The organism is Providencia sp. 2023EL-00965, assembly GCF_033550225.1.
GTDB classification, from domain to species: Bacteria; Pseudomonadota; Gammaproteobacteria; order Enterobacterales; family Enterobacteriaceae; genus Providencia; species Providencia manganoxydans.
Window position 1 is genome coordinate 212,835 of sequence record NZ_JAWUEH010000007.1, and the last position, 20,754, is coordinate 233,588.

General features: G+C 39.6%; 24 protein-coding genes, 1 tRNA gene and 2 pseudogenes. 11 read left to right on the forward strand and 16 right to left on the reverse strand.

Translation table 11 applies throughout. The features are described from left to right. Positions 1-303 precede the first annotated feature (303 nt). From SC428_RS11205 to gloB, 4 genes are all read right to left on the reverse strand, one after another. Positions 304-507 carry an HHA domain-containing protein gene (locus tag SC428_RS11205; protein ID WP_004927064.1) on the reverse strand — a complete coding sequence of 68 codons (204 nt, stop codon included), beginning with the start codon at positions 505-507 and terminating at the stop codon, positions 304-306. A 77-nt stretch (positions 508-584) separates the two neighbouring features. After that, positions 585-953 carry an Hha toxicity modulator TomB gene (gene tomB, locus SC428_RS11210; RefSeq protein WP_070926742.1) on the reverse strand — a complete coding sequence of 123 codons (369 nt, stop codon included), beginning with the start codon at positions 951-953 and terminating at the stop codon, positions 585-587. Positions 954-1,518: 565 nt separating this feature from the next. Then, positions 1,519-2,862, reverse strand: a complete 1,344-nt coding sequence (mltD, locus tag SC428_RS11215; protein WP_318707761.1) for a murein transglycosylase D — start codon at positions 2,860-2,862, stop codon at positions 1,519-1,521. Positions 2,863-2,943: 81 nt separating this feature from the next. Beyond that, positions 2,944-3,699 (reverse strand): hydroxyacylglutathione hydrolase, encoded by a 756-nt coding sequence (gloB, locus tag SC428_RS11220; RefSeq protein ID WP_070926738.1) that lies wholly within the window; start codon positions 3,697-3,699, stop codon positions 2,944-2,946. A 33-nt stretch (positions 3,700-3,732) separates the two neighbouring features. On the opposite strand from gloB, the gene SC428_RS11225 reads away from it, so the two are divergent. After that, positions 3,733-4,458, forward strand: coding sequence for a class I SAM-dependent methyltransferase (locus SC428_RS11225; RefSeq protein ID WP_318707763.1), 726 nt, complete (start codon positions 3,733-3,735; stop codon positions 4,456-4,458). Positions 4,459-4,468: 10 nt separating this feature from the next. Here the strand turns inward: SC428_RS11225 and rnhA are convergent, their stop codons facing one another. After that, positions 4,469-4,939, reverse strand: coding sequence for a ribonuclease HI (rnhA, locus tag SC428_RS11230; protein ID WP_070926733.1), 471 nt, complete (start codon positions 4,937-4,939; stop codon positions 4,469-4,471). Between the two features lie 54 nt (positions 4,940-4,993). Between rnhA and dnaQ the strand changes: the two genes are divergently transcribed. Both dnaQ and SC428_RS11240 read left to right on the forward strand, forming a co-directional pair. After that, positions 4,994-5,755, forward strand: a complete 762-nt coding sequence (dnaQ, locus tag SC428_RS11235; protein WP_070927051.1) for a DNA polymerase III subunit epsilon — start codon at positions 4,994-4,996, stop codon at positions 5,753-5,755. 114 nt (positions 5,756-5,869) lie between these two features. Then, positions 5,870-5,946 (forward strand) — tRNA-Asp (locus SC428_RS11240). 207 nt (positions 5,947-6,153) lie between these two features. On the opposite strand, the gene SC428_RS11245 is transcribed toward SC428_RS11240, so the two are convergent. The 8 genes and pseudogenes from SC428_RS11245 to SC428_RS11280 all read right to left on the reverse strand — a co-directional run. Further along, on the reverse strand, positions 6,154-6,516 hold the full coding sequence (locus tag SC428_RS11245) for a hypothetical protein (protein WP_154628752.1): 363 nt from the start codon (positions 6,514-6,516) through the stop codon (positions 6,154-6,156). Continuing rightward, positions 6,513-6,905 (reverse strand): hypothetical protein, encoded by a 393-nt coding sequence (locus tag SC428_RS11250; protein WP_036967295.1) that lies wholly within the window; start codon positions 6,903-6,905, stop codon positions 6,513-6,515. The genes SC428_RS11245 and SC428_RS11250 overlap by 4 nt, the downstream gene beginning before the upstream one ends. After that, positions 6,898-7,761 (reverse strand): hypothetical protein, encoded by an 864-nt coding sequence (locus SC428_RS11255; RefSeq protein ID WP_318707775.1) that lies wholly within the window; start codon positions 7,759-7,761, stop codon positions 6,898-6,900. The genes SC428_RS11250 and SC428_RS11255 overlap by 8 nt, the downstream gene beginning before the upstream one ends. A 143-nt stretch (positions 7,762-7,904) precedes the next feature. After that, a complete protein-coding gene (locus tag SC428_RS11260) occupies positions 7,905-8,639 on the reverse strand; it encodes an outer membrane protein (RefSeq protein ID WP_036941098.1) in 735 nt (244 codons plus the stop codon). 627 nt (positions 8,640-9,266) lie between these two features. Beyond that, positions 9,267-10,103: a DUF932 domain-containing protein gene (locus SC428_RS11265; RefSeq protein ID WP_318707781.1), complete on the reverse strand. Its 837-nt coding sequence runs from the start codon at positions 10,101-10,103 to the stop codon at positions 9,267-9,269. Between the two features lie 59 nt (positions 10,104-10,162). Then, positions 10,163-10,588, reverse strand: a complete 426-nt coding sequence (locus tag SC428_RS11270) for an antirestriction protein (protein ID WP_154628748.1) — start codon at positions 10,586-10,588, stop codon at positions 10,163-10,165. A gap of 91 nt (positions 10,589-10,679) precedes the next feature. Next, complete coding sequence (locus SC428_RS11275) at positions 10,680-11,552, reverse strand: GTPase family protein (RefSeq protein ID WP_004924756.1); 873 nt, start codon at positions 11,550-11,552, stop codon at positions 10,680-10,682. Positions 11,553-11,782: 230 nt separating this feature from the next. Then, positions 11,783-12,021, reverse strand: a pseudogene (locus tag SC428_RS11280) (IS6 family transposase); the annotation flags it as partial. Between the two features lie 220 nt (positions 12,022-12,241). Here SC428_RS11280 and SC428_RS11285 point away from each other — a divergent pair. From SC428_RS11285 to SC428_RS11320, 8 genes are all read left to right on the forward strand, one after another. Then, positions 12,242-12,400: a hypothetical protein gene (locus SC428_RS11285; protein ID WP_318707789.1), complete on the forward strand. Its 159-nt coding sequence runs from the start codon at positions 12,242-12,244 to the stop codon at positions 12,398-12,400. Positions 12,401-12,618: 218 nt separating this feature from the next. Beyond that, the gene (locus tag SC428_RS11290) at positions 12,619-12,864 is read left to right on the forward strand and encodes a helix-turn-helix transcriptional regulator (RefSeq protein ID WP_318707807.1); all 246 of its coding nucleotides are present in this window, start codon (positions 12,619-12,621) and stop codon (positions 12,862-12,864) included. A 390-nt stretch (positions 12,865-13,254) separates the two neighbouring features. Further along, complete coding sequence (locus SC428_RS11295) at positions 13,255-14,031, forward strand: fimbria/pilus periplasmic chaperone (protein ID WP_004927133.1); 777 nt, start codon at positions 13,255-13,257, stop codon at positions 14,029-14,031. 5 nt (positions 14,032-14,036) lie between these two features. Continuing rightward, positions 14,037-16,532 carry a fimbria/pilus outer membrane usher protein gene (locus SC428_RS11300; RefSeq protein ID WP_195848264.1) on the forward strand — a complete coding sequence of 832 codons (2,496 nt, stop codon included), beginning with the start codon at positions 14,037-14,039 and terminating at the stop codon, positions 16,530-16,532. Positions 16,533-16,540: 8 nt separating this feature from the next. Next, positions 16,541-16,957, forward strand: coding sequence for an AfaD family invasin (afaD, locus tag SC428_RS11305; RefSeq protein WP_121875207.1), 417 nt, complete (start codon positions 16,541-16,543; stop codon positions 16,955-16,957). 75 nt (positions 16,958-17,032) lie between these two features. Further along, a complete protein-coding gene (locus SC428_RS11310) occupies positions 17,033-17,548 on the forward strand; it encodes a hypothetical protein (RefSeq protein WP_154628745.1) in 516 nt (171 codons plus the stop codon). A gap of 37 nt (positions 17,549-17,585) precedes the next feature. Beyond that, positions 17,586-18,098 (forward strand): hypothetical protein, encoded by a 513-nt coding sequence (locus SC428_RS11315; protein ID WP_004915994.1) that lies wholly within the window; start codon positions 17,586-17,588, stop codon positions 18,096-18,098. A gap of 285 nt (positions 18,099-18,383) precedes the next feature. Continuing rightward, the gene (locus SC428_RS11320) at positions 18,384-18,512 is read left to right on the forward strand and encodes a hypothetical protein (RefSeq protein ID WP_255425050.1); all 129 of its coding nucleotides are present in this window, start codon (positions 18,384-18,386) and stop codon (positions 18,510-18,512) included. Positions 18,513-18,564: 52 nt separating this feature from the next. On the opposite strand, the gene SC428_RS11325 is transcribed toward SC428_RS11320, so the two are convergent. The 3 genes and pseudogenes from SC428_RS11325 to SC428_RS11335 form a co-directional block, all read right to left on the reverse strand. Next, a protein-coding gene (locus SC428_RS11325) for an IS3 family transposase (protein ID WP_412544623.1) occupies positions 18,565-19,643 on the reverse strand; the annotation gives its coding sequence in 2 pieces (ribosomal slippage) (positions 18,565-19,391 and positions 19,391-19,643; 1,080 coding nt in all). Positions 19,644-19,715: 72 nt separating this feature from the next. Further along, positions 19,716-20,462 (reverse strand): IS21-like element helper ATPase IstB, encoded by a 747-nt coding sequence (gene istB, locus SC428_RS11330; RefSeq protein ID WP_154628744.1) that lies wholly within the window; start codon positions 20,460-20,462, stop codon positions 19,716-19,718. A gap of 165 nt (positions 20,463-20,627) precedes the next feature. Beyond that, positions 20,628-20,754: pseudogene (locus tag SC428_RS11335) on the reverse strand (ATP-binding protein); the annotation flags it as partial.

Consider the following 20,754-nt stretch of genomic DNA (forward strand, 5'->3'; position numbering starts at 1 on the left):
CCACTTTAGTTCTAATTTCATATTATTTAAAGAATAAAATGAATGTTATTAATTTTAATATAAACATTTATAAGTTAGAACGGCCTTTATTTATAACATTTTTATTTATAGATGCGAACGAATAAGTTAGATATTAGTGCTAATGTTACTTTATTACTTATCGCTATTATCCAAATGTATAAATTACAAGCGGGGTGGTTGCATTATTTTGTAATGCAATAATAGGGGGATACGAAATATATTGAGCCGATAAAATGAATTATCGGCTATAACCAGTCATTATCTGTGTATATTAATGAGTAGTTACCTAACAAATTTCCAAACCGATGCAGGGATCTTGTCATAAAGTTTATTCATCGTGAGTTCTGCAAGGCGATGGTCAGCAGCCGAGTAAAATAGCTCCAACTCGTCTTCAGATAGTTCATATTTATTTTTCTCGATCACGCGTTCAAGCGTGTCGATAGTCGTGCATTTTCTTAAACGCATCAGATAATCAGTTTTGGTCATAATACCCTTTCTTTTATTGATAATTAAAAAAGCTTTATAACATGCCATGTTATAGTTATTTGGACATAAACGGTATCTTAAGTCTTACTTGCAGGGCACTTTAAATCATCATCAAGTACAGCAACTAGATTTTGATTCATACTCTGCCAATCAATAATCTCACTTAGAGTTATTACAGGGCTACCGAACAAATCATAAGTTTCATCAAGATACTCTTCAACTAATGATATAACGAGATTCTCTTTGGGATATTTTATCTTATATTGCCATACAAAAGCGGCAATATGTTCAATAAGCTCATTAAGGCTGGCACTTTGTGGTGAGCTTAAATCATTTACCCAGTGTGTATTTGTTTTCTGTAAACTAGAAATTGCTTCTCGATTCAGGCTGTTACACAAATATTTTAACTCAGATATATCATAATTTTTGGGTGAATATTCATCCATAATCACCTCCGCAGGCGAGACTAACCTTTGCTATGTGTATTTCTATATCAAAATAATTTAGTGCAAACTAAATAAAACACCTTGAATTACTAACATAAGCATTTATTAATCAATATCTTAGGTTATATAGATTCTGTGTGAAACAGGTGCAATTTTTAGAATTATCAATAATTATATCTGTAATATTCAAATACGGGCTAGCAGCGCTAACTGTTTTCGCTGTGCTAATAATATAGCACTTTTATTACATAAGTCACCACCTGACCAGCAAATTTTTTCAAAATTAATAGTTGATAAGGGTTTTATAGTGCTATTTATATCAATTAAACACAATTTTAAGGAGATTTTATATCGAATCAGAGCTACTTTGCGTTTATTTACAAAAAATAACGATGGTTTTAACTTAAAAAGCGGTGTGTTAAATAATTTGAATGCGATTTTTTAACATAATAGTGAAGGAATTAACGACAATTGAATATGATTTCAATATTGATAAGCATAATTAATTTTTGTTATTCAATATGTAATACCTACCGATTAATCGATAGGTATTACATGTGGGTAATTATAAGTAGAGGTTTAATGTAACGCCAGGTTTTAGATCTGCCATTTTGACACCTGAATTCCAACTCATTAGATCATTTAGCTTGATACCATGTCTTTTAGCAATACTGTAATAAGAGTCGCCTTTCTTAACCCGGTAAGTTTTAGATTTCCGGCTATTAGCGACTGGAGCAACCCCTTTAATTTTTAACATTTGCCCTGGACGAATATTAGCCGTTTTCATGCCATTAAGTTGTTTTATACTCTTACTGGTGGTATTAAATTTTTTGGCGATACTTGCTACGGACTCACCTTTAGCGACTTTGTAATTAAAGTGGCTAGATTTCTGTTGTTGCGCAGGCCTTCTTTTCTGATTTTCAGCGGCAGCCATACGAATATTATCTAAAACTGATTGGTCTGAGAGCGATAGTTTAAGTTGTTCCGCTTTAGCGGTTGGCAACATAATATAATGGGGACCATTTGGTGAAGTAATACCTCGTTTATAACCTGAGTTATAGGTTTTGAGGGACTCTTCTGAAATTCCCGTCAGTTCAGCGGCTTGGATTAATGTAATTTGTTGACCAACATCAACTTGTGTTAATGCCCTATTGCGGTTGCTATGAGGTAACTTAACTTGATATTTTTCTGGAGATCTTAAAATTTGGCTTAATGCTAATATTTTAGGGACATATTGTTTGGTTTCTTTTGGTAAAGATAATGACCAAAAGTCGGTGGGTAGCCCTGCGGCTTCATTCTTCTTGATTGCATTTAACACACAGCCCTCGCCACAATTATAGGCAGCCAAGGTTAATTCCCAATCATGACCAAACATGATGTTTAAATTTTCGAGCAAATCAAAAGCAGCCTTAGTCGATGTGACAAGATCACGGCGTTCATCTACCCATTGATCTTGTTTTAAACCATAAGATCGTGCGGTGATAGGAACGATTTGCCAAAGACCAGCAGCTTGGGCAGGGGAAGTTGCTTTTGGATTGAATGAACTTTCAATGATTGGAATTAAAGCTAATTCCATCGGTAAATTACGATTATCAATTTCATCCACGATCCAATACATGTAAGGTTCAGCCCTTAATGTGACATCGTAGAGAAAACTCTGTTTTGTGTAGTAATTGTTGGCTTGTTCCCTGATGATAGCATTATCAGGTATATCCATCTTCAGCTCATCACTGATATACCCCCAAAGGTCATTATCCATCTTTGGAAGTTGTCTACTTGCTGCCTGATTATGTGGAGCAATGGTTTCTATAGTGTGGTTTGCTGAAGACCTGTTCTGCTTGGTTTTTTGTGGGGAAGCTTGGCATCCGGCCAGCAGAACAATGGCGATAATCGTCGCTATTGTCTTCATTGTGTCATTATTCTTCATTGTTGTATGTGTGAAAGTCGAACAATAATACTGAGCAGACACAAAGAAGACAATAATTAAACGCTAATAATGATCTTTTAATTGACGTAAAACGGTAAAAATTGCTCTAAGTGGTGGATTAGCTTGATTAATATTCATGTTTTTTTGTAGTTCAACATTATCACATTGTAAAAAAACATTTATTTTTCGCTCAGTTCCAAGTGTGGTGGGTACTGTTGCCTGATTTTTACTGCGTTTAAGGTCAATTTCTTGTTGATATTTGCTAATTTGCAGATTATCAGGCCAAATATGATGAGCAAATTTAAGATTAGATTGTGTGTACTCATGAGCGCAACAGATAAGAGTATCATCGGGGAGAGCCGCTATTTTTTGAATTGACTGAAACATTTGCTCTGGTGTTCCTTCAAAAATACGACCGCAACCACCTGAAAATAAAGTATCGCCACAGAAGAGATAAGGCGCTTGATAAAAACCAATGTGTCCAAGGGTATGTCCCGGTAGCCCAATCACATGAAAATCAAATTCACCGATTTTTATTTGGTCACCTTGGCTAACTAATTCAGTGGCACCTTTAGCTTCTGTTTCTTCTGGCCCAAAAACAGGCAATTGACTAAATGATTGCAGAATGCCTTTTACACCGCCAGTATGATCATGATGGTGGTGAGTGAGCAAGATAGCGATTGGAGTGAGTTTATTTTGTGCCAATATTTCGAGAACAGGTTCTGACTCTGCTGGGTCAACAATGATACACTGTTGATGATTATCCGATAGGATCCAAATGTAGTTATCATTTAAAGCAGGAACTCGTATTAACTCCATAATGACCTCTAGGGTTTGATTAAGGGGAATTTGATGAAGCCAGCGCGTATTGAAAAAAAATTCCAGATACCAGTATCTTGGTCTGATATTCCTTTCGGGCGACAATATCGCCAAGCACTACAATACCAGCTTCGTCCTTGGTGGCCAAAAATGTTTGGTTTTCATTTGCTTAAATTAGGACATTTAAGTACCGAGATCGACACTGAAGAATGTATGATAGCCCATCAATTTAGCGTGGGGAATGATGATCCGCGATTTCATGTCTTAGCAGAGCCTTTGGCATTACCATTTGCTGATAAATCTATCGATGCTTGTTTGATCTCTCATATGTTGGCATATAGCCATGACCCACACTGGGTGTTGCGTGAGGTTGATAGGGTGTTGGTTGATGACGGTTGGTTAATTATTTCAGGTTTTAATCCATTTAGTTTACTAGGTATAGGGAAAGCGCTCCCTTTTCTTCGTAAGCAACAGCCTTATTGTAGTCGTTTCTTCCCAACATTACGGGTATTTGACTGGCTTAGTGTACTAAACTACGAAGTGCTCTATCACCGTAATTGCCAAGTATTCCCTTGGCATGATCCTGAAAATTGGTTGAATAAGCACATCGGTGGGGTTGGCGCATTAAATGTTATTGTTGCCAGAAAACGAACTTACCCATTAACACCGACTCTACTTAAATTTAAACAACCAAAAGTTAAGATTGGGACAGCTATTGGGGCCGCAAAGCGCATATCTAGTCGTTCAAAGAATCGATAAGAGATATTGGCTAGTCTTGAGCTGGTTGATAGCCTGTATCTTCTTGTGTTGGTGATTCAGCAGCTTGCCTTGCAAGCTCGTCACATTTTTCATTTTCAGGGTGCCCTGCATGCCCTTTTACCCAGCGCCAATCAATGGTGTGTCGAGTAATCGCTTCATCAAGACGTTTCCATAGATCTACATTAACCACTGGCGATTTATCTGCTTTACGCCATTGGCGACGTTTCCAGTTATGGATCCATTGCGTAATTCCTTGGCGAACGTATTGGCTATCGGTGGTTAAAATAATATCACATGGGCGTTTTAGCGATTCGAGCGCAACAATTGCTGCGAGCAGCTCCATTCGATTATTGGTTGTCATAAAAAAACCTTCACTGAGTGTTTTTTCATGTTGTTGGTAACGAAGGAGAACACCGTAACCACCGGGACCTGGATTACCCAAACAAGAACCATCAGTGAAAATTTCTACCTGCTTTGTCATTTCTGTTACACTCTACCTTATTCATTAATCCTTAGTTTGACACAAAAATTCATGATGAGCACGGCGATAACAAGACAAATTGTCCTTGATACTGAAACGACAGGTATGAACAAGCTAGGCGTTCATTACGAAGGCCATTGTATTATTGAAATTGGTGCCGTTGAGGTGATTAACCGTAGATTAACGGGGCGTAATTTCCATGTTTATATTAAACCTGACCGTTTAGTTGATCCTGAAGCATTTGAAGTTCATGGTATTAGTGATGAATTTTTGCAGGATAAACCTGTATTTGCCGATATTGCGGATGAGTTTCTCGAATTTATTCGTGGCGCAGAGCTTATTATCCACAATGCGCCGTTTGATATTGGTTTTATGGATTATGAATTCCGCAAATTGAATAAAGGGATACCACCAACGACTGAGTTTTGCCAAATTACAGATAGCTTAGTCATGGCGCGCCAGCTATTCCCCGGAAAACGGAATAACTTGGATGCTTTATGTGATCGTTACTTGATTGATAACACTAAGCGAACTCTTCATGGCGCGTTATTGGATGCGGAGATACTTTCCGATGTCTATTTAGCGATGACAGGTGGGCAGACATCACTTGCTTTCTCAATGGATGCAGATACTTCAACTGAAAACTATGTGGAAGAAGTCCAGCGCATTGAGCGTCCTATGACAGGTCTTAAAGTATTGTATGCCTCAGATGAAGAACTTATCGAGCATGAAAAAAGGCTAGATATTGTTGATAAAAAAGGTGGAAAGCCTTGTCTGTGGCGTCAAACACCTGATGAAGAAGAGACGCTCCATTAATATAAAGGTTTTTTTAAGGCTAAAAACTGTTCAACTGCACGATTTTTCAAGAAAAAGTATTGACTGTCTTTGGAAGTGTTCGTAATATGCTCCCCGTTCCCTGAAGGAACATTCGGAGCGGTAGTTCAGTTGGTTAGAATACCTGCCTGTCACGCAGGGGGTCGCGGGTTCGAGTCCCGTCCGTTCCGCCACATTATAACGCCATGCTATTGATTAGCATGGCGTTTTTGTTTTTGAGGTTATTATGGTATGCCATCCAGTATGCCATTTTATTTTGGTTCTCCTTCAATTGCATTAGTGAGTATTGGACGCAATACAGGTATATAGTGAACTCTAATTAAGATGGACAATAATGAAGGTGAGGTTACCCACCTTCAATTATTATTTTATCATGAGTGCTAATTCTTAGTCATGCACTCAAATATCCCCAATGTGTTTATGTTCGAGGTACTAACCCATCCGAGTTTAGCTGATTCAGGTAAATCATCAAAAAGTGTTATGGCATGGTAGAGTTGTACCCATTGTTCATCAGCTGTTCGTTTAGCGACCCAGAATTGTTCTTTTCCTGATGTGGGTTGATAGTTGATAGACTTGGAAGCTCTATCGGGTTGATCATAAACCTGAAGCGTACTGGCAGGAGATGGGCTGAACTCAACACAATCTCGATAGGTTGGCTTAGGTTGTTTGCCGAAATAAATCCCCAATATGACGACTGCGATAATTCCCACAAAAGGAAGGCTATTTAATGTGCGATTTTTCATTGAAAGATAACCTCCACATGGTCAATGTGTTTTCCTTGACTGTAAGCATCCAGCCACACTTTTTTGTTAATACGGGATAAGCGGTAATAGGTATCGAGAGGGCCGTCTTCACAATCGCCAGTTGATGTACTAAATAGTTGGTTGGTTTGACTATCAATCACTTCGGCAATTACGAAGGCACATTTAGCGCCCAGATTTACTGTGCTCGTGACGACATAACGTCCCTCGAGGTAATCGTCAACACGACAATCCTTATCGGCAATCGCTTGGTTATTACACATTGGTGTAAAACCACTTTTATCGATGGCGGTATCAAATACATTCGTGTTAAAGGCGCTCGCGGTAAAATTGAGGCAAAACACCATGAAAATAAATACGTATTTAGTCATGATTTATCCTCATTGTTGAACCGTCTTTCTGATGGTTGTTTTTCTGGTAGGTGAGTCGACCTAATGTGATTGCAATAGCCAGTTCGATAAAAAATAGCAGGAATAATCCGAACATATTTAATCGGTTAGGCAATAGAACGTTAAGGAGTGCCAGTAGCGCTAAGATAACAAGGGAAATGATTGTTGACAGGGTTATCCTGAGTTTCCGAGAACGCGTTGCCGTGTATTGTTGTAGGAAGTCATACCCCCAATACCCCACATAACCTGCGATAGTACCCGCTAGAATCACCATGATATTGAGATTGATTTGGTTGCCAATGCCTATCGCTAAGGCATTCATAATGACAAGGTATAGCGCTAAGAATGTCATTAAACGGAAAATAGGATGCGGGTATTGAAATGGATGGGATACATTTTTAACGGTATGGATATAGACAATAACGCCAGCGCTCAGTCCGATAAGGCAGGCGAAAAGGAGGAAAATAAAAAAGTATTCATAAAGTATAAAAATTAAAGCATGGTCAAAAACCATAAAAGGAATAATCCCGATGAGCAATAAGTAGATAACACATAAAGAGGCGATGAAAGCGAAGACGAATGCCAAAATTTTTCGCGTTAGCATTAAACGGAAAGGGATACCCTTAAACCCATAAATGACCCACAACAATATTTGAGAAATCAAGAGTGGAGCTAACATCGCGATAAGGTAATACAGTAGATACATTAAGGGCTTACCAATAAATGAGTCGATACTATAGTGATTGGCGATGATGACTGTAAAACCGAATACTAGCACTAAGCTAATGATGAAAAAAATTCGTTCAACACCTAAACGAATATGATTAATTGAATTCATTTTTACCTCTTTTTATTACAATTTTTTTGTGGTTGAAATTTAACCGTGGTTATTTTTTTTGTTTAATCAATAAAATAGCCAACATCAAAAAGGCATGTTGGCTAGGTAAGTTGAGGGTAATCTTTAAGGCTGAATGACAGAGATTAGAAACGGTAAGTCAGACCAAGCATGATATCGTTGGCCTTCACTTTGATTTTTGACGTATTTTCCCCATCACCTACCGCTGTCGTGATGTCGGCTTTTCCGGCATCTAAATAGCGATAACTCAGCCCCATATCCCAATCGTCATTGATGGCATAGTTCACCCCCGCACCGACACTCCAGGCAAAGTTATTGGCGGTATGCGTGTGAGTATCATGCAGAGAGAGTCCTGGGGTATAAGCATCAGCACGGGTGGTTTTAAAATCCACGGCCGCATAGCCTAGCCCGACAGAGATATACGGCGTGAAATTTGAGCTATTTTTAATGTCGTAGTACCCATTGACCATTAACGTATTGAGTTTGATTTGGTTTTTAATATCACGAGTTTGATGTACGCCATTACGCACACGGTCGCGGATATTGTAGGTTGAATTCGCTTTATCACGCGCCATAAATTCCAATTCAGCTCGAACAGGGATATCAAACTGATTGGAAAAGTCATAACCTAACGCAAGTCCGCCGCCAAATACACCCGTACGATGGCTATCTCCATTTTTTGTACCATTATCACCGGCATCAGCATAGCCGCTGTAGACAAACTGCTGGCCAGACATTTGCACAATGGATGCGCCCATTTTACCCGTGATATAAAGCCCCGTTTTACTGTCATTCGTGTTAGCGAATGCCGGTAATGAAATGCACCCCATTAGGGCGGAAACAATAAACGCTTTTTTCATGATTGATTTCCTTTTAATCAACATCACATTAAGTATGGTTGAATCGCGTTATGTCAGTGGAAGGCATGAAAGATTTGACTCAATCACCTTAATATCACTGACATAAAGATAATTTAGCGTGAGACAGTTTAACTTAATCGATCTGTTTTACCTATTAATAATTAAAATACGATCGGTAATATCGATCATAACTATCAATAAACGGTTATCGATCGGCGTAATCGATCAACTGTTGTTTTGGTGCTTAAATAAGAAAAAGCGTTGATGAGAGAGTGAGTCAAAATGGAAGGGAATAAAATGATGTTTAAAGAATGCTCTCCTTTCTTGAATAGGTTGGTATGCTCGATATTATCAAGTACCAAAATACGGGATAAGTCTTTATGTTAGCGCTAACGCTTTATAAGCAACGCTGTTTACTCATGTTATAGATATGAAAACCGAACTCCGTTAAGACCCAATGGTTTGATGTATTCCAGTGGATTAAGCCTTTTTTCTCCAGCGAGTTGAGCGCCCTTTTGTTGCTGAGTGAGCCATAATTGAGTTTCACATTACTCAAGGTTTTTAGTTGCCGTTCTGATAATTTCATCGCGTTCACCGTAAGATCCAATTATTTAACGTATACTGTGGCTATAGTTGTTCGCGTCCAGAAAAGTGCGCATGCATTTGTTCTGTCAGTACCCACAACGCTTTATTGAGCTTAATATCCCCATCTATCCCATTCACTGAACGCGTGCGAGCGCGTTTACCTTTGGCATTCCTGCCTGATAATCCTCCCTTGATTAAATTTTCCTGCAAACGTTGGTAGACGGTCCAAAGATCGTCTTTCTTATCTTCAAAGCGGCGAGGTTGTAACACTTGGGCTTCAGTGATCGGTTGATGTTCTTCGCCATAACGATACATGAGAGCGGCTTGGGCGAAGATCTGTTGTGCTGGTGGCGGTAATAGTAAGGACTGCATTTGCTCACGTTTTTCAGCGATAGCATCAAACGTATCTAACATTTCGTAAGCCCCTTCAATCACTTTATCGACGACATTACCTTTATGGGGAACTCTGACCTCCCCAAAGGTATCGCCACAAACCAGCCCATTTTGACAAACATAGCGAAAAAAGCCCGGTAACATTTGATAACTGCTTGAACCATCATGGCTATTAAGTAAGATGATTTCAGGCACTTGGCTACCCGTAATTTGGTCATGACGTCGGAGCCGTAACATATGCTTAGTATGATCACGACGGCTGTCATCTCGCACACGAGTTTGGCATGCAAAGAATGGATAAAAACCTTCTTTTTGCAGGCTATCCAATAAGGTAATCGTAGGAATATAAGTATACTTTTCGCTACGAGATTCATGCTTTTCTTCAGAGAACGCACTGGGTACGGTGCGAAATAACTCTTCGAGAGTTAACGGGCGGTCACGGCGAATGCTATTCGCCGCACCAAAGCGGGATGCTAAGCGAGTCATAATGAATTTCCTTTAAAATTAAGTGGATAGGTAATACGAAGGCGTAAATAAGGACGTGGTTAATCGATTAGATGGAAAATGGCGGAACGTTCTGGGTGTTGCGCAGCATAATCACGCAATTGATAAAAGCGATCGACGAGGGTGTCACTTTCCGTTTGAAATGACCATAAACTGTACATCATCAAACACACGGCAATGCCTGCGGCTTCACAACTGACGTTGGCTTCGTTACCGTTATGTGGGTTGAACAGCGTCAGTGTCTCTTGAGGTAAATCGGGATAAATAAAGGCGCCACCATTGGATAAGGTACAATATTCCCAATACCCGCCGTGGTAGTCATCACAAAACTGCCCCATAGTGGTAAAGATGACCACTTCAAAGGTGGTCCAGCCTTTCACACTCCCGAAGTGGTTGAGCCAAAAATCCAGGCGTTGTTCATTGGGGACGAGTGTCATTGCAATAGCGGATTCAGTTGTATTATTCATCAGTTGATACTCCAAGAAAAAGAAATAAAAAAGCGTCAATCCCGTTAAGGACTGGCGCTTGATGTCATCAATGTTGTATTAATGTAAGAAGCTAAAAGAATATGCTCCACAGGGATTTAGCAACGGATACGATGCTATTTTTGACTGTATTCATCGTTCCTTTTATTAATGCAGGCAGGGGAAGGATATCTATCAGAGTATCGACGATATCACTGACGCATTGCCCAAAATCGTTACGTGCGGCGTTCTCCACGGATTGCGTCCGGTAAGCGCTGTTTAGTTGCCTAGCTACCCCGCTACTGGCTTGCGCCGGTAACGCCTGTATGAGTTGCTCTGCTAATTCAGTGAGTTGATAGTTTTCGACCGCAGAAACTGTTATCACAGGATGATGTGGCTTAAAGGCGGTTATGACGGCTTGTTGCTTTAATTTTAAGTTATAGGTCTGCTCTGAGGATGGTTGATGCTTGTATTCATCCCACTGGCGACAAGGCTCTATTTTATCGGCTTGGTTCAAGACAAATAGAAATTGATTAGGTTGGTAACCGCATTTCTTCGTGAGAAAGCGATAACACTGTTCATCAGAAGACCATGCTCGGTCATCGGCCTTGAGAACCCAAATGATTAAATCGAGTTCTGGTAATAAGTTGCGATAGAGCTGGTGGTACTCTTTATCTCGCTCAAGGCTTTCCCCCACACCGGGTAAATCAATAAAGGTGAGTGTATGGTTGTTCATCGTCATACTGAAGCGTTGCGCTTGGCGTGTGCAGCCGGAGACATCACTCACAGGCGATAGTTGGGATTGGAACAGCGCATTTAGCAGACTGGATTTTCCAGCCCCTGTTTTACCCATTAGACCAATGGTAGGGGAGTAATTGATGAGCTGACTGAGTTGGTTAAAAAATGATGTTTTAAATGAAAAGGGAAAGACTGCGAGAGCCTTCTCCAGTTCAATATGTTGATTCATACAAACTCCTTGAAAATAAAATTATCATTATTCAAGGTGATAATATATATTTGAAATTATTTTAAATTTTTCTTTTTAACTAACAGTATGAGTTCTTCAATGGGATCCCGTGGTAGATCAATTTGATCAATCATCGCCTCGATAATTTCGTTAATATTTTTATTATGATTTTTGGGTCATGTATTCAATCCGGTTGTTGAGAGTTTTGATTTGCCGTTGTTCCAAGTTATACCGTTAACTTTGACGTAGGTTTCATCGAGCTGCCAAGAGGAAACCGATCGAATGAATTGATATTTTTTGCATTTTTTACGGAGAATGGGGGCATACTCAATAAATCAACGATAAATCGTTGAGCGGTGAGCGTATCACTGACGTTGGCATAGCCTAATGTCGTAGAACCATACCAACGCAAGCACCAAATGATGATCGGGGGAGCAAAATGTTTCCATTTAAGCTCATTCGATGGCATGGCCTATTTCTAATAAGACATAATCAATACTGTGAGTGTTTCTCACTTAGGTCATTTTTGCAACAAGCCCGTTTTAAGACACTATCAGACAAACCGTTCTTTAAGTCAAAATACCCCGTATTCCTCTGTGGAGCCATTTCATTTTGCTTTTTTTAATTCAGTTGAAACTAAGATTATTTTTATCTAAGAAAATGGTTGGTTAGATTTAAAGTGTAACAAAATGAAAAAAATAAAGACGTTTTATCACAAAATACAGGGAACGGTATTTTTAGAAGATTTCACCAATAAAAAATCAATTACGCGCCATGCGGGAAAAATACTTGTGGATCAATCGGTTGAATACTCTCTGTGGGGGTGGGGGTTGCCTTTTGATCGATAAAATCGATCATTTATCAGTTGGCGATAGCTGAAACCTATCAAATTTGACTTATTTGATCGTTATAATCGTTTTTACAATTGTTCAGAGTCTATTTATATTGAATTCACATTAATCGCAGCTGTTAAATAATTTTTAGCCTTGTTATCACTGAGTAACCAATAATGAATGGAGTTAATGTATGCGCTCTGAAAATGAAATTAACTGCACTCAGGATTTAAATAAAAAACTGGGGCTTTTTTTTAAGAGAAAATAGATTAAAGGTGAATTTGACAGGCAAAGAACTGGGGCGGCTGATGCATGTTAGTCAGCAACAAGTTTCTCGGTATGAGGTCGGTGTGACCAATTTGACAATCTCGCAATTAAATCAATATTTGATGGTGCTAGGTATTTCTTGGCAAGATCTTATTCGGAATGTGATTGAGGAATATAATTGGGAATTCATTTTTAATCGTCATTTACCCTGAATCACTAATTAATTTAAATATCGTTAATCATGCATGGTCATTAGGTCAACAATAGAACGTCTTAATCTATTGTTGGTGGTCGTTATTTTTAAATGACGGAACGAAAATAAGAAAAAGAAAGTTTATAGAAATACACTTTTCTATCTTTGCCTGATTTCAATTAAACAATTAAATAATTAAACCGATATCGAAGGTGTTCTTACGTGCCTTTGTTGCGTGCTCACGCAGCCCGCCAAATGCGAATGAATACACAATGATGAAACAGCGATAAGTAGTAATCAATAAGGTTGTATAACTCTTTAAGTGGGAGTGCGTTTTATACAACGGTATTTTAATAAAATACGGGTCTATTAAATTAGGCTGCTTAGTTTTTAAATGGGGTAATGTTTAATGAGTCATAAAAAGGTTAATAAAATTGTCATGTTATGGGTGGCTTTGTGTGTAACTCAGACATCTGTAGCAAATTCATCCCCAACTAATTTAGTTCATGAAACGCAAAAGTTCTCTGTGGAAACGGGCGCAACAAGAGTTATTTTTACGCCGAATTCTCAAGGTTCAACTTTAACGGTAACTAATCCGCAAACATACCCGATTTTAGTACAGTCGGAAGTGTTACAAGCAGATAAAGAAACAAAATCGTCTTTTGTTGTCACCCCACCGTTATTTAGATTGGATGGTGAGCAAAGTAATCGTATACGTATAATCAATACTGAAAAATTAGGTCCTGATGATAGGGAGTCATTGTATTGGTTATGTATAACGGGTATCCCACCAGAAATTGATTCGGATTGGGTGACCGAAGATGAAAAATCAAAACAATTGGACTCTGCCACGTTATTAACTCAGATGAGAATAAAATCGTGCATTAAGTTAATCGTTAGGCCTAAATCGATTGCTAATAAAACAGCACTAGATGTTGCATCATCAATTGAATGGATAAAAGAGGGTGAGCGTTTAAAAATACATAATCCAACACCTTATATTTTTAATTTTAAAGATATTAGTATTAATAATAAAAAAGTTAGCCTTCCTGACTCTGGGTATATCCTACCTTATAGCGATGCCACTGTGAGCGTTAAAGCTGTGGGTGATAGTACCGTTTCATGGCATTTAATTACCGATTTTGGTGGTGAAAGTAGAAAGTTTGAATCCAAAATAAAAGGGTAGTAATGATGAAATTTAAATTAAGCATATTCGCTTTAGCTATTTTATCATTTTCGTCATTTAATTATGCACAGCAATATACATTTAATTCAAAATTAATAGAGGGGGTTGATGGTGACTCTATTGACCTCTCTTTATTTGAAGGTGGAGGGCAGTTGCCAGGGACTTACTTGGTTGATGTCCTGATTAATGGCAGGCAAGTTGGTACATCATATATCCGTTTTTCAAAATTGGATGAGGATGACGAAAAATCGCTCTTGGTTCCCTGTTTATCAAGTCTTCAGCTGGTGCAGTATGGTGTTGATATTCAGGAAACAGAATCCCAAGTTGAGCAAACGGAAGATGCATGCTTTGATATTGCCTCGTTATCTGGTGCTAATGCCCATTTTAATTTTAACGCCCTGACCCTTGAGTTAAGCGTTCCTCAAATTTATTTAAAGAAATCCACAAAAGGGATAGCGAATCCTGAATTATGGAATGAGGGAATAACGGCGTTTATTTTAAATTATAAAGCTACAACAACACATACTACGTATAAATCAAATGTTCGAGAATCAAATGATTCAACGTGGGTTCAACTTAATTCGGGATTGAATCTTGGTGCTTGGCGTATCAGGAATAACTCCACATGGAAAAATACAAAAAGTGATACCAATCAATGGGAGAATATTGCTTTATATGCGGAGCGTGGATTATATAGCTTAAAGAGTCGCTTAACGTTGGGCGAACGTTATACCTCAGGTGATGTGTTTGATAGTGTTCCATTTCGAGGGGGCATGCTGGCTACGGATGATAAAATGTCACCCTCTAGTCAGTATCAATATTCCCCAGTAGTGAGAGGTGTTGCACGAACGCAAGCGCGTGTGGAAGTGAAACAAAATGGTTACACCATTTATGATGGTGTTGTGGCACCGGGTCCATTTGAGTTAAATGATTTATCGGTGAGTGGGGCCTCGGGCGATATTACGGTGACGGTTTGGGAAACGGACGGTGCTCCTCAGGAGTTTGTTATCCCCTATCAAGCACCTGCGGTTTCAGTTAAGGAAGGCTACCTTCGTTATAGTGTCATGTCAGGTCAATACCGGCCGAGTGATGACAATATAAAAAAGCAAGCGTTGGCTCAAGGGACCGCAATTTATGGTTTGCCTTGGGATATGACGGTTTTTACCGGAATACAGTTAGCGGAGCATTACCAATCACTGTTGTTAGGTGTTGGTAAGACGTTAGGGAATTTTGGTGCTTTGTCGGTTGATATCACCCAAAATCACAGCCAACGTTGGGGCCATGACACTCAAGATGGTCATTCTTTACAATTTCGTTACAACAAAGAATTTGACAGTAATACTCAGCTATCTTTAGCCAGTTACCAATATGACAGCAAAGGGTTCGACTCATTATCAGATACCTTAAATACATATACAAAAAACGGTTGGAAAAACAATGAATCTTCTAGCTATAAACAAAAAAGCCGTTTTGCGGTCACCTTGAATCAAGGGTTAGCTGAGCGGGGAAATATTTCGGCATCAGGTTATCGAGATGATTATTGGGATCGTTCTGGCTCCGATAATACTTACAATATAAGCTATTCTGTTTTAATCCGAAATGTAACAGCGTCACTGAATTGGCAGAAAACGCAATATACGAGAGAAAATGGACGTTCTAGTAATGATAATATCATCAGTGTTTGGCTAAGTGTGCCATTAGATGAATGGGTCGGCGGGAGTACCCGAGTATCTTATCGTTACACGGAACCGTCCAATGGTGGGGATACCCATGCGGTAGGGTTATCAGGTAATGCTTATGAGCAACGCTTGAATTGGAATATAAGTCAACAATACAAAACTAATTCGGCAGAAAACTCAAATAATGGAACGTTGAATCTTCAATGGCGAGGAGCATCAGGGCAGATAAATTCCAATTACAGCTACAGCAATCACTATAATCAAACGGGGATTGGTGTCAGTGGCAGTGTGGTGGCACATAGGGATGGTATTACATTGTCTCAACCATTTGAAGGGACGGCTGCGCTCATTGAAGCACCGGGGGCCGCAAATGTTAAAGCCAGTAGTTTACCTGGGATTGAAACGGACGGAAGAGGTTATGCGATTCAGCCATATTTAATTCCTTATCAGGAAAATACGATTACGCTTAACCCTGCGAGTTTTTCATCGGACATTGATGTTAAAAATACCAATACTAAAGTGGTACCAACGGAGGGGGCGGTTATCCCTGCCAAATTTATAACCCAAATTGGTGCTAAAGCTTTATTTAATTTGAAATTTAAAAATGGCAAAGTCGTTCCCTTTGGGACGCTAGTGACAGTTGATAATCGTTTGGGGATCAATGGTATTGTCGGGGAACAAGGTAATTTGTATTTATCGGGTATTCCTGAAGAAGGTCTATTACAGATTAAATTAAAAAATGAGGTATGTTCAGTTAAGTATCAATTACCGCCTAAGAAGAACAATGATATTTATTATCAGTTAAGCGCAATTTGTCAGTAAGGAAAAAGATGAAAATAAATAAAATTATCCTGTCCTTCGTTCTCCTAGGATGGGGGGGAGCAACAAGTGCTTTATCCTTAAATATTAGACCTGTTGATGGATTAAAATCAGGGGTTATTACCGATGGGACGTTACTGGCGAAAGGCGAGATTTCTGATAATGGCGATTATTGTGGATTTAAAATATGGAGTGATGCTCCATTAAATAATGGCAGGTCACAACGCTATCGTTTATTTTCATCAGGTAAGCAATTGAATATACGTTTAAGTGCCCCAGAATTAATTCATGATGAATTAAATAAAATTAGCATTATAAAGAGCAAAAATAAAACGGAACTCTTTGAGATTGTCTCTGATGGAACACAAAAAATATCGTCTGCATCATGGGAAATTATATTAAACGGTTCTGTATTGAAGTGTCAGTAATATTTTAGTTTTTTTGTACCTATCGCACATTATTCTATTTTGGAATGGTGCATATATAAATAAAGGAAAGTAGAAATGAAATTGAAAAAAGTCAATGGGTTTAAATTATTATTAGGTGTTGCGGCAATCGCAATGAGTTCACAGGCGGCATTAGCAGCGGGTATCGCGAGTGATATCTTCACTGGAACAGCCAATGCGACTTATGCGTTGGGGCAAGGGCCACAACTCACTATTACCCCTGTAGACAATCTAAGAGCTGGGCTATGGCAAGTTGATAAACCTATTGCTAACTTCAGCGTTTCAAATCTAGATGGGCACGATCACTATGCCATTAGATGGACACCGGGAACATTTACTCCAGCGTCAGCAGACCTTACTAAGAATGCAGTTATTCTCTCTGGAAAAAATAATCCAAATAATAAACTTGAAGCTTTCTTTTATGCGAGCGACGCTTCTCCGTCAAAATCTGAGACAGAGTGGTTCATTTATCCATCATCAGTGACCACTGATTCTATTGGAGCTGTAGTACACAAGATGATTAATGCGGACACTTATGTTGTGTCATTAGATGCTGCATTTTGGGCTTTATAAGTTATTACAATTAATTTGAATATTTAAGAGAGTATGTATGAAAAAGTTAAAAGTCGCTTTATTGGCATCTATTATTGCATTTGTATCAACAGGTTCAGCTATTGCAGATGAAATCGATTCTCAGGTTGTAACAGCAACGGCCGATGTGATTTTTACAGCTAGGGGAACGGCTTCAGTTACATTAACCGCGAGTGATGATCTTGTTGCTGGTCCGCAAACTGCAGGTACACAGGTTGCGACGGGCTTAGCTGAAGCGACAGAAAGTTCAGTGGCGATCCGCTGGACTCCGGCATCTGGTACAGTAACGCCAGAAAATGAGTTAAGCACAATCATTCAAGTTAAGGGAACGAATAATCCGACTCATATTGCTAACTTTGTGTTAGTACCAGACGCTTCGGCAGGACAAATGAGTAATGGTGGCAACGGTTGGATTGTTCCTACAAATGAAGATACATCAAAATTGAATTTCACCGTTCAACAACATGATACAGCAGTTGTCGCGGGGGATACTTATGTATTGTCTGTTGACGCAGCTGTGTGGGCATATTAATACTATAATATAAATAGATTAATTTAAATTAGAAAGGTGTTAGTTTGAATTGTTGTGATTTAAGCTAACACCATTCTTATTTTTTAGCCTAATTAAATAATAATATTATGCAGTGATAGGTCTTTACTTAATACCTTGTAGTATTAAAAACTCACTCAACAATTGGTAAAGAATACAGAATAGAACAGATTGTATTTGTGGTTTATCAATATGTGAAGATTAATAAGAGAAAATTTTTGTCATAAATATAAATCTGCTTTTTATTGAATGTCATGGGCTTAACGTATGAAAAAAAATGTCTTTATTTCTTTTATTGTCACCGGAAAAATGGCTGCTGATACAAAATTAAAAAAAACAAAAAGAAGGCCTGTTTTAATTGTTTTCTCATGTTTTTTGGGCTTGTTGCAAAAATGACTTAGAATCTATGTAAATACCCCATTTATAACACAGTCATCTCGTAGAATATTTATGCCGCACTTCGGTACTCAAATGGCGTCATGTCATTGAGTGAATCGTGCGGCCGTTCGTTGTTGTATAGCTCAATCCAGTCTTCGGTTATTTGCTTCACTTCGTTCAGGTTGTTGAAAATGTAGCAATTGAGTACATCATCGCGATAAGTTCGGTTAAATCGTTCAATGTATGCGTTTTGATATGGGCAACCGGGTTTAATGTAATCAATCATAATGTCATGTGCTTTTGCCCAATTTACAAACACTTCCGAGGTGAATTCGCTGCCATTATCAACCCGAATTTTCTCAGGGTAACCGTGCCACTCAGCAAGTTGGTCAAGATAGCGTATGACACGCAATGACGGCATGCTGGTCGCAATATCAATACCTAAAACTTCGCGGTTAAAGTCATCAATAACGTTAAATGTGCGGAACCTGACTTTGTTGTGCAAGCTGTCATTCATAAAGTCCATTGACCAAGATTTTCCCAATGCATTCGGTGCAGCTAACGGCTCTGGGTTACGGTTGGGCAGTCGCTTTTTGCCTTTGCGTCGCAGGTTCAGTTTTAGCTCCTTATAAACGCGATAAACACGTTTGTGGTTCCAACTGTGGCCTAGCTTTCGAAGGCGTTTAAAGCACTTCGGGAACCCCCACCGATAATGCTTGTCGATTAAAGCATTCAAGGCATCAATGATTTCGTCATCATTGGTCAGCTTTGGCTCGTAATAGCAAGCGGTACGACTGATACCAACCACATGACAGCACTTCACTACGCTTGCGTTATACTGCACCTGTAACTCGTGTGCCCAGACTTTCCGTTCTGCCACGGGCGCTAGAGCTTTTTTATGATGTCTTCTTGCATCTGTGACTTGAGACTCAACTCAGCATACATCTGCTTAAGTCGACGGTTCTCTTCTTCAAGCTCTTTCAAGCGGCGCACATCTGACGCTTCCATACCGCCGTATTTTTCGTGCCATTTATAAAACGTTGAATTACTGATGCCGTACTTACGACAAATCTCTTTCACCGGCATACCCGCTTTGGCTTCTTTTAAAATCGCCACAATCTGGCTTTCAGTCATGCTGCGTATTACCATGAAGGAGATCGGTGAGTAACATTGATGAAGATCGGTTCGTGTCACTTTCACAGAACCATTGTTACATTAACTTCACTGATCTCCTTCGGTCAACAAGGTTTGCATTTTTCGCATTGATTCTCCTTTAAGGTCTATCTTGACGCTCCCGTGAACCAACCGATCCAGGATGGCATCCGCATGCGTTGAGTCCCCGATCATCTTGTACCAGCTTTCCACCGGTAACTGGCTCACGACAATGATAGAACCTCGCTGGTACATGAGATCCACTATTTCCAGTAGATCGCTGCGTTGTTCTGACGACAGAGGCTCCAGACCCCAGTCGTCCAGAATCAGCAGATCGCTGTGATTCAGTTTTGTCAGCAGTTTGCTATAGCGTCCGTCCGCATGTCCCTGGTAACACAGCTCCATCAGCGCCTTCAGACGGTAGTAATAGACCTTATATCCTTGTCGGCAGGCATTGTGGCCGAGCGCACAGGCCAGATAGGTTTTGCCACTGCCTGTCGCCCCAGTCAGCAACAGGTTTTGTTTAAGGTTCAACCAGTTTCCCTGACCGAGCGAACGGATGAGGGGCTTATTCAGGCCCCTGCTGCTTCGGTAATCCAGTTTTGATAACTCGGCGCTAAGTCTGAACCGCGCCTGTTTCACTAGACGCTCTGCTTTCCTGTTTTCGCGGCAGGTCAGTTCTTCTGAAGCCAGTAATAACAGGCGCTCTTCGAACCCCAGCTCCAGGTATGCACCAGGTTGTGCGATCTGGTTTTTTAGGGCATCGAGGAAGCCTGTGAGTTTCAGTTCAGCGAGTTGTTCATAAAGATGGTTCATTATTGGCTTCCATATCAGTGGTAGTATTTACTGCCGCGAACGTTTTCATGTTCCAACGTTGATAGCAGGTCAGGTTTGTTTTCAGGAACAGGCTGTTTATCCAGACCTTTTTCCAAGATCGATTTTATTCCCGCAAGCCGCCATACCTGAGTTTTCAACGCGCGTGTAACCTATCTCATCGATAATCAATAACTTCGGTGCCATCACTGAACGTGATAAATAGTGTTTCAGTTTGTTTTGGCGTTTTGCCGTTGAAAGCTGTAACATCAGGTCTGCCGCTGTCGTAAAACGT